Origin of the sequence: Streptomyces sp. NPDC006174, from assembly GCF_040614075.1 — a bacterium.
In the GTDB taxonomy this organism is placed as follows: Bacteria; Actinomycetota; Actinomycetes; order Streptomycetales; family Streptomycetaceae; genus Streptomyces.
Map to the genome: position 1 here is coordinate 138,352 of NZ_JBEXTJ010000002.1, position 13,933 is coordinate 152,284.

Genomic DNA, 13,933 nt, shown 5'->3' on the forward strand with positions numbered 1-13,933 from the left:
CGGAGCAGGAGCGAACGGTGCCCGTGGCCCTGCCACGGACTCCCAAGGGGGCACTGTGACAGACACACGAGGGCCTCAGCCCCAGTACGAGGGTTACGCGACCGGGCCCCTGCCCGGCGAGCGTGAGCCCGCACCGGGGCCGTCGGGGCCGTACCACCCGCCTCAGGCGTACCAGGCGCCCGGCGGTGGCACCCAGGGCGGCCAGCAGCGCCCCGGGCAGGACGGGGGCACGCTGGGCGGCGCGCAGGCGACGCGCAAGCCGCGCACGGGGGCGCGGACCACTCCGCGTACCCGCAAGGCCCGTCTGCGGGTGGCCAAGGCCGACCCGTGGTCGGTGATGAAGGTCAGCTTCCTGCTGTCGATCGCGCTGGGCATCTGCACGGTGGTGGCGGCGGCGATCCTGTGGATGGTGATGGACGCGATGGGCGTCTTCACCACGGTGGGCGGCACGATCAGCGAGGCGACCGGCTCGAACGAGAGCAACGGCTTCGACCTGCAGTCGTTCCTCTCGCTGCCGCGCGTGCTCATCTTCACCTCGGTCATCGCCGTGATCGACGTGGTCCTGGCCACCGCGCTGGCGACGCTGGGCGCCTTCATCTACAACCTGTCCGCGGGCTTCGTGGGCGGCGTCGAGCTCACGCTGGCCGAGGACGAGTAGCGCGCCGAGTATCGATTTTGGGACTGGCCCCGACGTGCGCTAATCTTCAGAAGTCAGCGCGAGAGCGCGGCGGGGCTATAGCTCAGTTGGTTAGAGCGCATCCCTGATAAGGATGAGGCCACAGGTTCAAATCCTGTTAGCCCCACCAGCACGAAGGCCCCTCACCGGGAACGGTGGGGGGCCTTTGACATCTACGGCTGACATCAGCCGATCAGTGGATCTTCCAGGAGTTCCGCGAGCATCGTCACGGCCTCCCGCTCACCGTCGCCCACCACGTGGGTGTAGACGTCCATCGTCATGCTGATCTGGCTGTGCCGGAGGATCGCCTGGGCGACCTTGGGATGCACCTTCAGGAACGCCAGCAGGGTGCCGCAGGTGTGCCGAGCGAGCCGCACCGTGATCCGGCGGACCCCGGCCCGCTTCACGAGCGCGTTGAAGCTCCTGGAGAAGCCCACGGGGTCGATCAGCCCGCCACGCTCCGACGAGAAGATCAGGTCCTGCCCCGGCTCCTGGCTCCAGCCTTCGCCCACGATCCGCCGTTCGAGGTTTTGGAGCTCCCGACGCTCCTTCAGGGCGCGGGCGCAGAACTCCGGCAGCGGGAGCACGGCGTGCGACGACTCCGTCTTGAGATCCTTGAGGACCAGGCCGACACCCTTCACCCGCTGCACCTGCTTGAGCGGCGTGAACTGACGCTGATCAAAGTCGATGTCCTGCCAGCGCAGCCCCAGCACCTCACTGCGACGCAGGCCGAGGACGAGCACCAGGACGCAGGCCGCGTACAGCCGGTGGGCCCGAGCGGACCGAAGGAACGTGATGGCCTCCCGCGCGTTCCACGGCTTCGCCTCCTTCTTCGTCACCTTCGGCATGTCCACCAGCTCAGCCACGTTCCGCGTCAGCAGCTCCTCGCGAACGGCCCGGTTCAACGCGTTCCGCAGGACCCGCAGCACCTCGAAGCGGGCGGCCGGCGGAACCTCCGTGCGCTTCAGCTCGGCCATGAACGAGCGGAGCTGAGCCGGGGTCAGCCGAACCAGCGGCTTCTTGCCCAGATGGGGGACCAGGTACAGCCGCACCTTGGACTCGTACTTCACGTACGTGTTGTGCTCCCGGTTCGGCCTCACGATGTGCTCAAGCCAGTAGGCCAGCCACTCACCGAGCGACCAGGTCCGCGACGGCACCGGCACCCCGTTGCGCTCCTGCTCCTGGAGCTTGCCCAGCTTCTCGGCCGCCTCGTCGTACGTCGAGCCGTAGACGAACTTCCGCACCCGGTGCCCGTCCGTGTTGGTCACGTACGCGGCGCCCTGATAGCGCCCGTCCTTCCGCCTCGTGACGGTGCCCCCGCCATTGGGACGACGCTTCGCCATCAGGCAGCCTCCTCAAGACGAGACGCGAGGAACGTCCGCAGACCGTCAGCCGGGATACGGCGGCTGGAGCCGATCGTCAGCGAGGGCAGGCGACGCGTACGGATCAGGTCGTAGACCGTGGTCCGGCCAACCTTGAGGCGGGCCATCACCTCAGGCACCGTCAGCAGCTCGTCAGACATCCCAGTCACCTCCGTCGAGGGCTTCGAGGTCCGCGCGTGCTTCACGGGCCGTCTCGCGGCTGGTCTGGATATCGCGGGCGATGGTCGAGGCCAACCAGGACTCCCCTGGGGTGTGGCCGTGCCCGGCGTAGGTCCAGTGAGCGATCACGAGGGTGGAGTTCTCCGCGTCCTCCAGATCCTCGGGGAGCCCGTTCACCTCGCGGTCCTGACGGGCCCGGTAGTCGGCCCTCACCTTGCGCAGCGCGCCGAGGGTGGTGGAGTAGCGGCGCGACTTGGTGGAGAAGTGGCCGCGGAAGCCGAGCATGTGCGACCAGCGGGCGAGGAGGCGTTCGGGGTAGGCCGCGTCGAGGTTCCAGCAGGCCTCGATGAGGCGGCGGGTGTGGTCGGGCAGGGCGGGGAGCTTGTCGAGTTCGGCGCGTTCTCCGATCCGACGGTCGATGGTGCCGGTGGTCTCGGCGGCCTTAGTCGCGTACTTCGCCACGTAGGAGGCGACGGCCTGTTCGGTCAGGTCCTCGTGGCCGAGTGCGCCGATAGGCTGCACATCGACCTGGGTGCCCCAGCGAAGTTCGCGTTCGGGGAAAGCGCCGGCGGGCGGGACGGTGACCGCGACCCGTGCGGCTGCGGCGCGGATGCTGTCGTCCAGGAGCGGCACGATCGCCCAGGCAGGGGGCGAGGTATTGGGGCCCTCTGGGCCGTCCAGGCGCAGGACCGCGTGGAAGTGGACTGCGCCGCGCTTCTGAAACTCTGCGACCTTGCCGAAGGAGACCCGGCACACGTCGGCCAGGGCCCGCTGGGAGAGTCCCACGCGAGAGGCGATCTCCCGGCGCAGGTAGATGGTGAAGCGCTGCCAGAGCTGACCGGCGTAGTTGTTCCAGAGCACCGCCCCCGCGTAGTCGTAGCGGTCCGGGGTCAGGGCTGTGCCGAGGGCGGGGTCGTTCTCGGAGTGCTGGGCACCGCAGCGGCAGCGGCCGGTATCAGGACGGTTATGGACCGGGCCGAAGCTGGGGGCGGTGAGCGTTGCGAAGACGCGGGGGTGGTTCCGGACCGTAGCGGGGATCTTCTTGTGATCGTCCCCCGTGATCCCGGCACGGATCAGGTGGAAGGTATCTCCCGCGTAGGTCCAGGCGCAGGCCGGACAGCGCGAGGCGCGACGGTTGCCGCAGGCCACGCGTAAGCGGCCCCCTGGCTCCGCCTCGGTCGAGTAGGAGTAGAGGGTCTCGGTGGTCGCCTTATCCTTGGTGATCGTCCAACCCTGGAGATGGATCGGGTCGGAGCACCCACCGGTACGGCGGACCTGTTCCTGCCAGCGGTCGAAGCCCGGAGTGTTTGCCACCCGCAGCATGTCCGCCAGTGTCAGCGGGGCGACCCCGACCACTGCCGCCACATCAGCGACAGCAGCCGGGGCGATCGGCAGACGTGTCACGCGGCCACCCCCTGGATCCCGGACGCGCGAGCAGGGGCGTGAGTGGGGCACGGGGCGTAGAAGGGGCAGTCGTCGTCCTCGTACGTGGCTACGACCCATCCGGTCAGGCCGCCGTCCAAGGGCCATCCGTCGATGTGGCAGTCACATACCGGGCTGGTCCCGTGCTCGGCTCCCGTGCAGATGCAGGGGATCAGGGTGCCTACGAAACCGGTCTGCGAACCGTCCGAGTCGATATCAACGGCGGTGCCCTTGCAGTCCTGGCAGACGTGCTCGTCATGGGCAGTGAGCGTGGGCTTCGCACCAAGGTGCGTGGGGATGAGCGTCGCAGGCATGATGGAACTTCCCTTCACTGGGACGGGAGCGGCACATCTGCTTGGCGGTAGGGGTGCCGCTCCCGGCATGACCAGACCCTTCACTTGACATCTCTAGAGAACTAGAGATGTATAGAGATGTCAACGGTCTTGTCGTTCCACTCCCCCGTTTGAGCCGCGCGGAGTGGGAAGGCGCACCGCGAGTCGACTCACGCGGGGCACGGAATCGGCTGGTAAGAGGTGCGAGGCGACTCACGCACCTAGTTGTCCCGTGAGTGCCTAGCGGGCCTAAGCTGTCTAGAGAGGAGAGGACCCCATTGATGGCCACCCAAGCCAGCGGCCGCGAGCCCAAGTACCAGCGGATCGCCAACGAACTGAAGGCGAAGATCCGTTCAGGCGAGTTCGCTCCGGGGGACCGCCTGCCTGGCGAGAACGACCTCATGGCGAATTACGACGTGGCGCGAATGACGGCCCGGCAGGCTTTGGGCGTGCTCCAGAGCGAGGGCCTCACCGAGGCACGGAAGGGCGCAGGTGTCTTCGTCCGTTCCTTCCAGCCGTTGAGGCGTCGAGGTATTCAGCGACTGGCGCGGGAGCAGTGGGGATCCGGGCGCTCAGTCTGGGAGGCGGACCTCGGAGGCCGAGACCTGGTGGTGGATCAGGTTGAGGTGACAGAGGGGCCCGCGTCGGAGATCGCATCGCGGGTGCTGGCCATGGGGGAGGGGGAGAACGCATGCATCAGGAGTCGGCGGTTCGTCTTGGACGGCAAGCCGGTGTTGCTGGCAACTTCGTACCTTCCCGCAACTCTGGTCGCAGGCTCGGCGATCACTCAGCAGGACACGGGTCCTGGAGGGACCTACGCGCGACTGGCTGAACTGGGCCATAAGCCGGTCCACTTCCGCGAAGAGATCCGTTCGCGCATGCCTTTTCCAGAGGAGTCGGCGAAGTTGAGCCTTCCGGCTGGCACGCCCGTGATGATCATTTGCCGGACCGCGTTCGCGGAGGAGGGCCGCCCCGTCGAGGTCAACGAGATGGTCTTGGACGCGGCCGCCTACGTCCTGGAGTACGACTTCGACGCCTGAGCGCGACCCGGGCGTTAGAGGTTTCCCTACTTCATCAAGGCACCCGGCTGCGCTCCGCTCCGCCGGGCGCGCTTCCCGGCTCTGGCTGCGCCCGCGCTCCTGCCTTCGGCCCGCTCGGCGCTGCCGCCGCCGACGCGCGCCCGCAGTGGATAGGCCCGTTGGGCATGAGACGTGAACCAAGCCCGTGGGTTCAAGAGGATGCCTCCGGCGGGGGCGCTCAGACTCCGGGATGGGAGGGGCGCCGTTCGCGAGTGCCGGCCGGAGCGGGGCGAGCGTCGTGGGGCTCCCATCCCGACCACCTTCGACCCAGGCAGAGCCGAGCAGTCGCGGCCCAGGGCGTCAAGGTCGTTCGTACAGTGGCGCGCTCCACCTTGACGCCCTGAACCGCGACCGCTCCACGGTGTGTGGGTCGAAGGCGGACGGGATGGGAGCCGGGGTAAGTGGTGGTGCAGGGTTGAGTGTGACGCAGATCACATCGTGACTAAATGTGTACAAGAGATGACAAAGCAACCCTTGCCCGCCTGTGGATCACCTTGTGGGTAACTCGGAAGAGCCTGGGGAATGCGCTGATCAACCCTGTGGGGCCACATGTAGTGGCCCTGTGGATGAATTGGCCCCACATCTAGTGATCGCAGATGATTGCGGAGAGTGAGGGCGGGTGGTGTACTAGGGGTGCTCAAAGCGAGCAGACCCCTACTCGGGGTTGACACAGAGTTGTGCCTTCCCAAACCAGGGGCCTGATGCGTTGGCGCGCCTTAGGACCCTACCTCCGGTGGCTAAGAAGCCCAAGAGGGGGTGACGGAGGCCCACTCGGATTCGAGGAATCGTGGCCAGGCCGAAGACGTATCACGTCACGAAACGGCAGGACGGAAAGTGGCAGGGCAAGGCCGAAGGTGCGTCTCGCGCCTCGACCGTGGCTGACACCCAGGCGGCGGCAGATAAGCGTGTCGCTGAGATCTCCCGTAACAACGGTGGCGGCGAAGTCATCCGTCACGGACGTGACGGGACCATCAAGGACAAGCGCACCATCGCTCCCGGAAACGACCCGTACCCCCCGAAGGGCTGACGGGCATGGCTCACTTCTGGATCAACAGGGGCGTCCCGGGGGCGCGTGAGCAGAAGGTCACCGCGGAGTCGTACGGCGTCGAGGGTGACTACGTCAACTTCTACAACGGTGCGAAGCTGAAGGTGCTGAGCATCCGTAAGGAGTCTGCCTTCCTTATCGAGCGCGACGAAAGCTGAGCGCGCGAGCCCCCTGCGGCTGTTCATCAGGCGCAGGGGGCTGCTGGGAGTCAGTGAGACGCAGTCCGAGCTGTCAAGGTGCTATCTGATGTCTGACATCAGCACCTGACACCAACGACTGCGACCGAAGGCGGACGCAGGAGGACTTCGGCGGACCTTCGTGTGTGGGTCACCAGGAGCCAACCCGCGTATCCGGTCTTTCTTGATCGACCTGATAAGGATGAGGCCACAGGTTCAAATCCTGTTAGCCCCACAGAACGAAGACCCCCAGCCATCTGTGGCTGGGGGTCTTCGCGTTGGGCGGGTGGCGGAGGCTGAGCCGGCCGGACGCGGGAGCCGTCCGACGGCGGTACGGGGTGTGCCCGGCGCCGGGCGTACCGGAGGCCCGTCCTGTACGTCGGTGGCTCCCCTCCTCGTACGGGCGCAGGTCTTCCGTCGTACGGAAGGGCGGCGCCCTGGTCCCGGGCACACGAAAAGGCCCCCGGCCGGTGTGTACCGACCAGGGGCCCCGGAGTGCGGTGGGCCGGGGGGATCAGGGAGGCGGGGCCGGGGTGTCGCTCTCCGGTGCTGTGTGGTGGGCGGCGGTGGTGCGGGTCGCGGACGCCGGGTCGGCCGCGAGGTGGCGGGTGGCAGGGGAGGAGCCGTGGGCCTCGGCCCGGATGCGCTGCTTCATCGTGGGCGGCAGGGCCCGGTCACGCGGAAGGGTCCATCGCACCGAGGGAGTGAGCGGGGTTGCCGTGGTGGCACCCGTGTGCTCGTGGGTCGTGGCGCTCGGCTGCGCGGCGGCGTTCGTGGCGTTCGCGGTGCTCGCCGCGGCGGTGGCGAGGCCCAGCGACGCCAGGAGGGCGAAGAAGGCGGTGATGAAGGCGGTCCAGATGCTCTTGGGCTGGAAGGTGCTCATGGCCCCTCGCTTTCGGGTGGTCCGGTTGCTGACTTCTCCGATCATGTGGATCCGGGCCGCGTTTTCAGGGAGCGACGCCCGCTCTGCGCCGATCTTCGGATTAACACCACTCGTATGGTGCAACCGGGGCTGACGGGCCGTCCGGAACGCGTTACGAGGGTCGGCGCGGGCCCTGTCGGGGTGCCGGGGGCGGGCCGCATTTGGGTTCCAGGCAGGTCACCGATCGGTATCGGCCGGTGTGTATAGTCGGCGACAGAAGGCCCCTATTCCAAGGAAAGACGAGGTCGCGCGGTGAAGAAGCTTCTCCTGGTCGCACTGGCTGCCATCGGCGGGCTCCTCGTGTACCGCCAGATCCAGGCGGATCGCGCCGAGCAGGACCTGTGGACGGAGGCGACCGACTCCGTGCCCGCAGGTTCGGGTGTGTGAGACGGCACAGTCTGTTACGGGCCCCGGTCGCTGAGCGGCCGGGGCTTCGTGCTGTCCGGGGGCGGGTCGGGGCGGCCGTGGGGTGTTCGTGCGCGTGGGTGCGCTGTTGCGGGACCGTAACGGCATCTGTCTTGAGTTCACCTGAGCAAATTAGTAGCTTGCTGGAGCAAATGCGCTGAGCGGTCTCCTGAAGGGCGGTACATGCAGCCGATACCGGGACGAGCAGGGCAATCCGGCTCCGGCCGGAGACAGCAGTGGTGCGGCCGGGGCAGGATGGACCGGCATTGCGGCCGTGGCGACGACGAGAGGGAGCGCGTGAAGAGGCAGCGCAACAGGGGGCGGGCGATGCTGGCGGCATTCGCCGCGATGTGCGCCGTGGCGGCGCTGCCCGGACAGGCGTACGCGGACGGCCCGCCGGCGTACGACTTCGATCCCGACGCGAAGAACGTACAAGGCGCGGAGCGCAACGCCGAAGCCTCGGTCCTGCAGCCGGGCACCGTGTACCGCAGCTCCATCTCGCCGGGCGAGAAGCTCTATTACCGGGTGAAGCTCGACAGCGCCACCGACGCCTATGTCTCGGCGGTCGCGGTCCCCAGGAGCGAGGGCTCGGTGGCGTACGGCGACGGCATCACCGTCAGCATCCGGGACCTCAACGACTCGCGGTGCAGCTCGAATCAGACCACCTTCGGCTCGGGCGAGACACCGCGGCCGATCGCCGCGTACGCGCACCGGACCATCGGCAAGGGGTCGAGCACCACCTGCAAGGAGGCCGGGACGTACGACGTCCTGGTCGAGCGCGAGAGCAAGCCCACCTCCAGCCCCGAGGCCTGGAATCTGGAGCTCCGCTTCGTCGAGGAGCCCGCGCTGAGGAGCGGTGGCCCGACGGAGACCACCGCGCCGAAGGACTGGCCCTCCGCCACGCCCGCACCGCTGGACGTCGAGGCGCAGAAGCGTACGGGCGGCAGCAGTTACTACGACGCCACCAGCCTGAAGACCGGTGAGTGGATCGACGAGATCGCGCCCGGCCAGACCCGCTTCTACCGGGTGCCGGTGGACTGGGGGCAGCAGCTCTACGTTTCCGCCGTGCTCAGCAACACCACCGTCGAATCGACGGAGTTCATCGGCAACGCGCTCACCCTGTCGCTGGACAACCCGGCCCAGGGACACATCACCGACACCTCCCTCTCGTATTCCGGCAAGTCCGCGAGCACGGCGCTGAAGCCGCTGCCGCCGGTGGCGTACCGCAACCGGTACGACTACAGCACGCAGGTCAGCACGCTGCGCTTCGCCGGCTGGTACTACCTGTCGGTGACGCTCAGCCCGAAGGTCGCCGAGAGCTACGGCAAGAACCCGATCGCGCTGACGATGTCGGTCCAGGTGAAGAACGAGGCCGGCCCGTCGCCGTACGGGGGTGACCCCGGCATCTTCGCCGTGACGGAGAAGGACAAGGAGCTGGCCCAGAGCGGCGACAGCGCTCCGAAGGCCGCGAAGAGCGCGACGATGCAGGTCGTCGCGGCGGGAGCGCTCGGGACGGGCGCCGTGCTGGTGCTCGGCCTCGGCGCCTGGACGCTGCTGGCTCGCCGCCGCGCGGCCGCCGCAGGTGGTCCCGTACAGCAGCAGTCGCCGTTCGGTGGGCCGCCGCAGCAGGGCTGGTAGCGGGCCGCTCTTACATCTGGGTGAGCGCCCAGATGCCGACCGCGAAGCAGATCAGCGCCACCACCAGCACCGGGACCGCCACCTTCGGGGGCGGTCCCGGCCGCGTCTGCCGTGCGGGTGCGGGAGCAGGGGCGTGGGCCGCGAGGGGCTGGTGCTGGTGGTGTTGCTGGGTGGTGTAGGGGCGGGTGGCCGAAGCGTCGTGCGGTACGCCGGAGGTCGGCGCCTGGGAGGGGTGCGGGGCGCCGACGGCGTACGGAGGTGATGCGGGGGGCGCCTGGGTGGGCGTGGGCTGGTGGAACCGGGGCTGCGGCTGGGCCTGTTGCCGCTGCGGCGGAGGCGCCAGGTGGAAGCTGCCGGTCTCCGACATGGAGACGGGCGGCGGCGAGGCAGGCGGCTGAGGCGCCTGGGAGAGCTGAGGCTCCTGGGACGGCTGAGGCTCCTGGGACGGTTGAGCGGCCTTTACGGGGCCGTCGGGGCCGAACCCCGCGGGCAGCGGGCCGATCTGGTCGAAGACCTCCACCGGCTCGTCGTCGAGGCCGGGCTCGGGCAGCATCTCGACCGCCGCGGTGAGGGCCTTGCGTGCTCCCGTCGCCGTACGGAACCGGGCCTGCGGGTCCGGCTGCAGCAGCCCGGCCAGCACCTGCCAGAGCGGCTCGGGGATGCCTTCGGGTGCGCTCGGGGTGCCGTGGGCGGCGAAGTGCTCGACCAGCGCCTGGGAGTCGGGCTTCTGGCCCTGGAGGAGGTAGAGGGCGACGAGGCCGACCGCGAAGAGGTCCGCCGGGAAGTCGGGCTCGGCGCCCATCATCTGCTCGGGAGCGAAGTAACCGGGCGTACCGACCACGTAGTTGGTCTCGGTCAGCCGGGGCTCGCCCTTGCGCATCGAGATGCCGAAGTCGGAGAGGCGCAGATGCGGACGGCCCGTTCCGGTGGCCTCCATAAGGATGTTGGCCGGTTTGATGTCGCGGTGCACCACCCCTTCGGCGTGCACCGTGGAGAGTCCGGAGAGCAGCTGGTCCAGGAGCAGGCAGACGAAGCGCGGCGGCAACGGGCCGTAGTCGCCTATGACATGGGCGAGCGAACCGCCGCTCACCAGGTCCATGGTGAACAGGACCTTGTCGTCGTCGGCGGCCCAGCTGGCCGGTGCCAGGACGTGCGGGTGCTCGATGCGCAGCGCCTGCTCGCGGACGAAGCGCAGCAGCGTGTGCGCGTCGCTCTGCTGCAGGACCTTGGCCGCGACGTACCTGCGGCGCCGGTGGTCCCAGGCCCGCCAGACGGCGCCGACCCCACCACGTCCGATCGGATCGATCAGCTCGTACCGACCGGCGAAGACCTCACCCATTGCGCTGTGCCCGCTCCCAGTTCGTGTTCATCGCCCGCGATCCTGCGGGGACCAGGGACCCCGGCCGTGCGAGGCCCTGGCTCCGTTGTGCTGCCGAACCGCTAGCTCTGGTGTCCCTCGTAGTGCGCGACCGCGTCCGCGGTGCGGCCGGCCCCGTACACCCGGAGGAACTCTGCCAGTTCCGGGTGGGTCGGGGCGAGGGCGTCGGCGGCATCGATGATGTCGCCGGCCGCCGAGACCGACCTGAGGAGGGACTGGATCTCGCGCACCACGCGGCGGACGGTGGGGGCGCCGCCGGTCGAGGTGGTCTGGCCGGTGCCGGTCAGGACGGACCCGCCCTGCGACTTCTTGATCTCCTCCATCCGGTCGGTGGCCTCGCCCGCGCTGACGCTGCCGTCCGCCACCTGGCTCGCCAGCTCCTGAAGTGCCTGGACGCGCTGGACGACCGCCGGGTTCCCGATCTTGGCGCGCTGGCCGCTCATCAGCTGCGAAAGCATCGGGGCGGAGAGCCCCAGAACCGCGGCGAGCCGTGCCTGGTTCAGGCCGAGATCATCGATCAGCCGACGGAAGAGCGCCCCCAACGGCTCCCCGTACCAACTGCGCTGAAGCTCCCTGGCTCTTGCCGTCGCCTCTTGTTGCGCTGCGTCCATTGCGTCTCCCCTTCGCTGCGGCTTCGCTGCTGCGAACCTCGTCGAGCATCTTACGGAGCGTGGTCGTCCACCGGGAGTCCTATCCTTTTGCAAGATTGGGCGGAGCACCCGGTACTCTGGTCTGCGACGGTTGCCGCGGCACGGACGTGTTCGGCGATGTCCTTGTTTGCTGTGTTTCGGGGCCTTAGCTCAGTTGGTAGAGCGCTGCCTTTGCAAGGCAGATGTCAGGAGTTCGAATCTCCTAGGCTCCACATCGATGAACACCCTCCGACCTACGTCATGTAGGTCGGAGGGTGTTCCGTTTTTTCGGTTCATCCGGGGGCGGCTCGGTGCTTGGGGCTCGATGCTGAGCACAAGCAAAGCGGCCCGCCGCGGCGTCAGCCGGAGGGCGTCGGCGGCTGCACGTCGTCCAGGCTGATGCACTTCGTGTACGTCTTCACCGGCTTGACCAGCACGGACAGGTCGACCAGGACGTCGTCCACGGTGGCGATGTCGTCGGAGACCACGGCCTCCACGGCAGGGTCGCGGCCGTAGGTGACGACCATCTTCTCGTCGTCCTCCGAGCGGTCCTCGCGGAAGACCCAGTCCACGCCGTCGACGGTCGCGCACGGGTCGGTGGTCGGGACGGGCAGCTCGACGCCGCAGCGCAGCACGATCGCGTTCTCGCCCCAGACCGCGACCCCTGGCCGGTCGGTGAACGTCAGGTCCTGGCCGCCGAGGCGGTCCGGGTAACGGTCGGCGAGCTGCTTGCAGGCCGCGTCGCCGGCGTGCGGTGCGGCGGTGACGCCTTCGCCCGGCGAGTCCGCGCCGCACGACACCAGGACACCGGCGGTCAGGGCACAGACCGCCGCCGCGACGACGGCCCTGCGCGGCCGGGGAATGCGCACCACAGGAAGGACCTTTCGTGAGGACGGGGACGGACCGCGCTCACGCCGGCCCCTCGCGGATCAGTGTGTCACCCGGACGGCGGTCGACCGCGGGCGAGGGCGGCAGCCGTGAAGGGCCGCTCGTGGAAAGAAGAGAGCGCCGGTTCCCACAAGGCCCGTGAAGGCTGTGGGAACCGGCGCTCTCTTCTCCTGCGTGCGGTTACGGGCCGACAGCCTCAGGGGCGGTCGTCGAGGCCCAGGGTGTCGCCGTTGGCCTCGGCCTCGGCCTGCTTGGCCTTGACCTCCGGGTCGAGCACGGCCTGGCCGCTGCCGTCCACCGAGCTCAGCGGATCGTGCTCGTCGCCCACCTCGGTGGCGGCCGGCGGCTCGACCAGCCAGTCCGGGTTGGCCTGCTTGTCCCACCAGCGCCAGGCGGCGTAGGCGCCACCGGCGAGGACACCCAGAACCAGGAGGCCCTTGGTCGCCCGGCCGGCCTTGGCCCGCCGCTCGTGCTTACGTGCCAGCTTCTGGATCTCCTTGGCCGTCACGTTGCTCCGCAGTGCGGCCAGCGCGGCGGCGCTCCGGGCGGTCGCCTGCTCGGCGACCGGCACGGCCATCGCCTTGGCGTGCTCGACGCGCGGCGCGGTGTAGTCGGCGGCGGTCCTGGCGGCCTTGCGGGTCGAGTGCGCCGCACGCTGCGCGGCCTCGTCGACCTTCGGCGGCACGTGAGCCAGCGCCTGTTCGAGGCGCGGTGCGAGGTGGGACTCGTACTGGACGCGGGCCTGCTTGGCGGCCTTCGTCACCTTGGGCGCGAGCTGGACACGGGCCTCGTGCGCGTACAGTGCAGCCTGCTTCTTGGCCGTGTCGGCGTACGGCGCCACCACTTCCGCGGCGTGCTGCGCGCTGTCCCTGGCCGAGTCGGTTGCGGCGCGCACGCTGTCGATGCGGGTCACGGGATCCTCCTCCTTGGTGGCGGGTAGGTACTCCGCCTTTCCGCCCAATTCGAAATCATGCCTGTCGCGGCCATGACCGGCACTCGGGACGGGCATCCGGGTCATGATCGCTGTCTTCGTCAAAACGGTTCAAGCCGGTAAAAAGGTGCGCGTGAAGTGTGCCGACGACAATGCCATGGTTCGGCGGTGAACGCGCCGTTCCAGCAGGCATCCGGCCGTACGTTTCCCGGTCCGTGGGAGGATCGGCGGACGTCAGCGAAGGATGAGGGAAGGCAGACCGTGGCCGAGCAGCTTTACGCCACCTTGAAGACCAACCGGGGCGACATCGAGATCCGGCTGCTGCCGAACCACGCCCCCAAGACGGTCAGGAACTTCGTCGAGCTGGCCGCCGGGCAGCGCGAGTGGACCAACCCCGCGACCGGTGAGAAGTCCACGAACCCGCTGTACGACGGGACCGTCTTCCACCGGGTCATCGGCGGGTTCATGATCCAGGGCGGCGACCCGCTGGGCAACGGCACCGGCGGGCCGGGCTACACGTTCGCGGACGAGTTCCACCCGGACCTGGCCTTCACCCAGCCGTATCTGCTGGCCATGGCCAACGCGGGACCGGCCACCAACGGCTCGCAGTTCTTCGTGACGGTCTCGCCCACCGCCTGGCTGACCAACAAGCACACCATCTTCGGCGAGGTCGTGGCCGACGCGAGCCGCAAGGTCGTCGACGCCATCGCGGCGACCGGGACCAACCCGCGCACCAACCGCCCGCTCCAGGACATCGTGATCGAGTCGGTCGTCGTCGAGACCCGCTGACGTCCCGCTCCACCGGGAACCAACCGCCCCGCCCGTCCGTACTGTTACATAGCGGACCAGCGGGGCGGCCGTGTGTCGCGGC

15 protein-coding genes and 2 tRNA genes are annotated in these 13,933 nt (G+C 68.8%); 9 read left to right on the plus strand and 8 right to left on the minus strand.

What is annotated here, in order from left to right; genetic code table 11:
- Positions 1–55: 55 nt before the first annotated feature.
- Both ABZ267_RS05060 and ABZ267_RS05065 read left to right on the plus strand, forming a co-directional pair.
- Positions 56–658 carry a DUF3566 domain-containing protein gene (locus ABZ267_RS05060; RefSeq protein WP_356751601.1) on the plus strand — a complete coding sequence of 201 codons (603 nt, stop codon included), beginning with the start codon at positions 56–58 and terminating at the stop codon, positions 656–658.
- Positions 659–729: 71 nt separating this feature from the next.
- Positions 730–806: transfer RNA gene (locus tag ABZ267_RS05065), tRNA-Ile, on the plus strand.
- A gap of 55 nt (positions 807–861) precedes the next feature.
- Here the strand turns inward: ABZ267_RS05065 and ABZ267_RS05070 are convergent.
- Genes ABZ267_RS05070 through repSA form a run of 3 tightly spaced genes read right to left on the minus strand, consistent with a single transcriptional unit; the run spans position 862 to position 3,621 of the window.
- A complete protein-coding gene (locus ABZ267_RS05070) occupies positions 862–2,019 on the minus strand; it encodes a site-specific integrase (protein ID WP_356751603.1) in 1,158 nt (385 codons plus the stop codon).
- Entirely contained in the window at positions 2,019–2,198 is a 180-nt protein-coding gene (locus tag ABZ267_RS05075; protein WP_356751605.1) for a helix-turn-helix domain-containing protein, read from the minus strand. Before ABZ267_RS05075 ends, ABZ267_RS05070 begins: the two co-directional genes overlap by 1 nt.
- A complete protein-coding gene (repSA, locus tag ABZ267_RS05080; protein ID WP_356751607.1) occupies positions 2,191–3,621 on the minus strand; it encodes a replication initiator protein RepSA in 1,431 nt (476 codons plus the stop codon). Before repSA ends, ABZ267_RS05075 begins: the two co-directional genes overlap by 8 nt.
- 631 nt (positions 3,622–4,252) lie before the next feature.
- Between repSA and ABZ267_RS05085 the strand changes: the two genes are divergently transcribed.
- The 3 genes from ABZ267_RS05085 to ABZ267_RS05095 all read left to right on the plus strand — a co-directional run bounded on the left by ABZ267_RS05085 (position 4,253) and on the right by ABZ267_RS05095 (position 6,253).
- A complete protein-coding gene (locus ABZ267_RS05085; RefSeq protein ID WP_356751609.1) occupies positions 4,253–5,011 on the plus strand; it encodes a GntR family transcriptional regulator in 759 nt (252 codons plus the stop codon).
- Between the two features lie 826 nt (positions 5,012–5,837).
- The gene (locus ABZ267_RS05090) at positions 5,838–6,077 is read left to right on the plus strand and encodes a DUF2188 domain-containing protein (protein ID WP_356749686.1); all 240 of its coding nucleotides are present in this window, start codon (positions 5,838–5,840) and stop codon (positions 6,075–6,077) included.
- Positions 6,078–6,082: 5 nt separating this feature from the next.
- Positions 6,083–6,253 (plus strand): hypothetical protein, encoded by a 171-nt coding sequence (locus ABZ267_RS05095; RefSeq protein ID WP_356749688.1) that lies wholly within the window; start codon positions 6,083–6,085, stop codon positions 6,251–6,253.
- Between the two features lie 532 nt (positions 6,254–6,785).
- Here ABZ267_RS05095 and ABZ267_RS05100 read toward each other — a convergent pair.
- Positions 6,786–7,154 carry a DUF6344 domain-containing protein gene (locus ABZ267_RS05100; protein ID WP_356749690.1) on the minus strand — a complete coding sequence of 123 codons (369 nt, stop codon included), beginning with the start codon at positions 7,152–7,154 and terminating at the stop codon, positions 6,786–6,788.
- A 291-nt stretch (positions 7,155–7,445) separates the two neighbouring features.
- Here ABZ267_RS05100 and ABZ267_RS05105 point away from each other — a divergent pair, with 291 nt between their 5' ends.
- Positions 7,446–7,580: a DLW-39 family protein gene (locus ABZ267_RS05105; RefSeq protein WP_003958712.1), complete on the plus strand. Its 135-nt coding sequence runs from the start codon at positions 7,446–7,448 to the stop codon at positions 7,578–7,580.
- Between the two features lie 345 nt (positions 7,581–7,925).
- A complete protein-coding gene (locus tag ABZ267_RS05110; protein WP_356749692.1) occupies positions 7,926–9,236 on the plus strand; it encodes a hypothetical protein in 1,311 nt (436 codons plus the stop codon).
- A 10-nt stretch (positions 9,237–9,246) separates the two neighbouring features.
- On the opposite strand, the gene ABZ267_RS05115 is transcribed toward ABZ267_RS05110, so the two are convergent.
- Together ABZ267_RS05115 and ABZ267_RS05120 are read right to left on the minus strand one after the other, a co-directional pair.
- Positions 9,247–10,575, minus strand: a complete 1,329-nt coding sequence (locus ABZ267_RS05115) for a serine/threonine-protein kinase (protein ID WP_356749694.1) — start codon at positions 10,573–10,575, stop codon at positions 9,247–9,249.
- 101 nt (positions 10,576–10,676) lie between these two features.
- Positions 10,677–11,225, minus strand: a complete 549-nt coding sequence (locus ABZ267_RS05120; RefSeq protein WP_356749696.1) for a DNA-binding protein — start codon at positions 11,223–11,225, stop codon at positions 10,677–10,679.
- Positions 11,226–11,403: 178 nt separating this feature from the next.
- On the opposite strand from ABZ267_RS05120, the gene ABZ267_RS05125 reads away from it, so the two are divergent.
- Positions 11,404–11,476, plus strand: a tRNA-Ala gene (locus ABZ267_RS05125).
- A 126-nt stretch (positions 11,477–11,602) separates the two neighbouring features.
- On the opposite strand, the gene ABZ267_RS05130 is transcribed toward ABZ267_RS05125, so the two are convergent.
- Positions 11,603–12,115 carry a DUF3515 family protein gene (locus ABZ267_RS05130; protein ID WP_356749698.1) on the minus strand — a complete coding sequence of 171 codons (513 nt, stop codon included), beginning with the start codon at positions 12,113–12,115 and terminating at the stop codon, positions 11,603–11,605.
- A gap of 212 nt (positions 12,116–12,327) precedes the next feature.
- Positions 12,328–13,044 carry a DUF5324 family protein gene (locus ABZ267_RS05135; protein ID WP_356749700.1) on the minus strand — a complete coding sequence of 239 codons (717 nt, stop codon included), beginning with the start codon at positions 13,042–13,044 and terminating at the stop codon, positions 12,328–12,330.
- Positions 13,045–13,323: 279 nt separating this feature from the next.
- Between ABZ267_RS05135 and ABZ267_RS05140 the strand changes: the two genes are divergently transcribed.
- Positions 13,324–13,851 (plus strand): peptidylprolyl isomerase, encoded by a 528-nt coding sequence (locus tag ABZ267_RS05140; protein ID WP_356364251.1) that lies wholly within the window; start codon positions 13,324–13,326, stop codon positions 13,849–13,851.
- The last annotated feature ends 82 nt before the right edge of the window (positions 13,852–13,933 follow it).

What these genes read in the sequence shown, in the direction of transcription:
- ABZ267_RS05070 (WP_356751603.1), bottom strand. Translation starts at nt 2,019, where the DNA reads ATGGCGAAGCGTCGTCCCAATGGCGGGGGCACCGTCACGAGGCGGAAG.
- ABZ267_RS05085 (WP_356751609.1), top strand. Translation starts at nt 4,253, where the DNA reads ATGGCCACCCAAGCCAGCGGCCGCGAGCCCAAGTACCAGCGGATCGCC.
- ABZ267_RS05115 (WP_356749694.1), bottom strand. Translation starts at nt 10,575, where the DNA reads ATGGGTGAGGTCTTCGCCGGTCGGTACGAGCTGATCGATCCGATCGGA.
- ABZ267_RS05100 (WP_356749690.1), bottom strand. Translation starts at nt 7,154, where the DNA reads ATGAGCACCTTCCAGCCCAAGAGCATCTGGACCGCCTTCATCACCGCC.
- ABZ267_RS05075 (WP_356751605.1), bottom strand. Translation starts at nt 2,198, where the DNA reads ATGTCTGACGAGCTGCTGACGGTGCCTGAGGTGATGGCCCGCCTCAAG.
- ABZ267_RS05120 (WP_356749696.1), bottom strand. Translation starts at nt 11,225, where the DNA reads ATGGACGCAGCGCAACAAGAGGCGACGGCAAGAGCCAGGGAGCTTCAG.
- ABZ267_RS05095 (WP_356749688.1), top strand. Translation starts at nt 6,083, where the DNA reads ATGGCTCACTTCTGGATCAACAGGGGCGTCCCGGGGGCGCGTGAGCAG.
- ABZ267_RS05110 (WP_356749692.1), top strand. Translation starts at nt 7,926, where the DNA reads ATGCTGGCGGCATTCGCCGCGATGTGCGCCGTGGCGGCGCTGCCCGGA.